General features: G+C 50.0%; 2 protein-coding genes and 1 pseudogene. All 3 read left to right on the top strand.

The genetic code is table 11. The features are described from left to right. Positions 1-207 precede the first annotated feature (207 nt). Positions 208-360 (top strand): annotated as a pseudogene (locus tag BBW68_RS13575) (IS6 family transposase); the annotation flags it as partial. Positions 361-682: 322 nt separating this feature from the next. Beyond that, positions 683-1,774, top strand: coding sequence for a redox-regulated ATPase YchF (gene ychF / locus BBW68_RS13570; protein ID WP_070135753.1), 1,092 nt, complete (start codon positions 683-685; stop codon positions 1,772-1,774). 195 nt (positions 1,775-1,969) lie between these two features. Next, positions 1,970-2,244 (top strand): IS6 family transposase (locus BBW68_RS13565; protein ID WP_148127483.1); only part of this gene is annotated, 275 nt, incomplete at its 3' end.

Here is a 2,244-nt window from a genome sequence, read left to right as displayed (position 1 = left end):
CTCGATGGGGCGTTAGAATTGATTACTCAGGCAGGGTTTTAATACATCTGGTCAAGCGTGTCTGACCCCTACGAAACCTTTAAGGCTGGAGTAGAGGCGATGGCATGCCTCGCCCGAATTCAACGGCGAGATCAACGTGGCAACGGCACTGTTGCAAAGATCTGGCGATGGTAAACTGATGCCACTGTTTAGTTGAAGGAGCAGCACATGAACCCATTTAAAGGTCGACATTTTGAGCGTCATATTATCCTGTGGGCCGTCCGCTGGTACTGCAAATATGGCATCAGTTATCGTGAGCTGCAGGAGATGCTGGCTGAGCGAGGGGTAAATGTCGATCACACCACGATTTATCGATGGGTTTAGCGTTCTGCACCTGAAACAGCGGGCTGCTCGTCAGAGTGACGAGTGGCGGCAACGGGCGTTGCGCTGGCGGGAGGGTCTTAAGGTGGCGTAAGCAGCAAGCGATGCATCTGCGGGATTCTCCGATTTTTGTAAAGACACGTCAGTATGGGAAAATGTGAGCCCGATCTCAAGAGAGAACTTAACCTCATGCGTCAGAAATCAACCGCATCCAGGCTAAAATTACGTGTATAATGCGCGGAAACTTTTAAGACAACTATCTGTGATACTATCAGGGCATGTAAAAGTGCGTTGATTATCAAGAAATTAAGGTGATTCAAACATGGGATTCAAATGCGGTATTGTGGGCCTGCCAAACGTCGGGAAATCCACCCTGTTCAATGCGTTAACCAAAGCGGGCATCGAAGCAGCTAACTTCCCGTTCTGTACCATTGAGCCGAATACTGGTGTGGTGCCAATGCCTGATTCACGTCTTGATCAGCTGGCTGCCATCGTTAAGCCGCGGCGTATTCAGCCGACCACCATGGAATTCGTTGATATCGCAGGCTTGGTAAAAGGCGCATCGAAAGGTGAAGGCCTAGGCAACCAGTTCCTTACCAACATCCGTGAAACCGAAGCTATCGGCCACGTGGTGCGCTGCTTTGAGAACGACAACATTATCCACGTGAATAATAAAGTCGACCCAGCTGACGATATTGAAACGATCAATACAGAACTGGCGCTTTCCGACCTTGATATCTGCGAACGTGCCCTGCAGCGCATGCAGAGGAAAGCTATGGGCGGTGATAAAGACGCCAAAGCCGAACAGGTCGTGCTGGAGAAATGCCTGCCGCATCTAGAAAAAGCTGACATGTTGCGCGCTCTGGACCTGAGCGATGGAGATAAAGCGGTGGTTCGCTACCTGAACTTCCTGACGCTGAAGCCAACCATGTATATCGCCAACGTTAACGAAGACAGTTTTGAAAATAACCCGTACCTCGATATCGTGCGTGCGATTGCCGAGAAAGAGGGTTCAGTTGTGGTGCCGGTCTGCGCTGCCGTTGAGTCTGATATTGCCGAGCTGGAAGATGGCGACCGCGAAGAGTTTATGACTGAACTGGGCATTAAAGAGCCGGGCCTGAACCGCGTCATCCGCGCCGGTTACTCCCTGCTGAACCTGCAGACCTACTTCACCGCTGGAGTGAAGCAAGTGCGTGCATGGACTATCCCGGTTGGCGCTACCGCACCCCAGGCCGCAGGTAAGATCCACACCGACTTTGAAAAGGGCTTTATCCGCGCTCAGACCATCGCTTTCGATGACTACATCGCCTGCAAAGGTGAACAAGGCGCGAAAGAAACCGGTAAGATACGTTCAGAAGGGAAAGACTACATCGTGAAAGATGGTGATGTGATGAACTTCCTGTTTAACGTCTAGATAAAATATGTTGTTCCATGAGGTTTCATGGATATCTCATGAAAATCACATAAACCCATAAAATCCAAGCTATTGCGTAGATTTTTCATTTCATACATGTCTCATGTTATCTCATGAAAGCGCAGTCTAAAAGGCACTGTTGCAAAGATCTGGCGATGGTAAACTGATGCCACTGTTTAGTTGAAGGAGCAGCACATGAACCCATTTAAAGGTCGACATTTTGAGCGTCATATTATCCTGTGGGCCGTCCGCTGGTACTGCAAATATGGCATCAGTTATCGTGAGCTGCAGGAGATGCTGGCTGAGCGAGGGGTAAATGTCGATCACACCACGATTTATCGATGGGTTCAGCGTTCTGCACCTGAGATGGAAAAGCGGCGGCGCTGGTACTGGCGTCAACCTTCCGGTTTTGGCTCATGGCATCTCGATGAAACCTACGTGAAGGTCAACGGACGCTGGGCTTATCTGTA

The organism is Candidatus Erwinia dacicola (assembly GCF_001756855.1).
GTDB lineage: Bacteria > Pseudomonadota > Gammaproteobacteria > Enterobacterales > Enterobacteriaceae > Erwinia > Erwinia dacicola.
The sequence above is the reverse complement of the archived record's forward strand: the minus strand, read 5'-3'. Positions and strand labels throughout refer to the sequence as shown.

Bases quoted from the DNA above. Each gene is read 5' to 3' on its own strand.
- ychF (WP_070135753.1), top strand. From the start codon at position 683: ATGGGATTCAAATGCGGTATTGTGGGCCTGCCAAACGTCGGGAAATCC.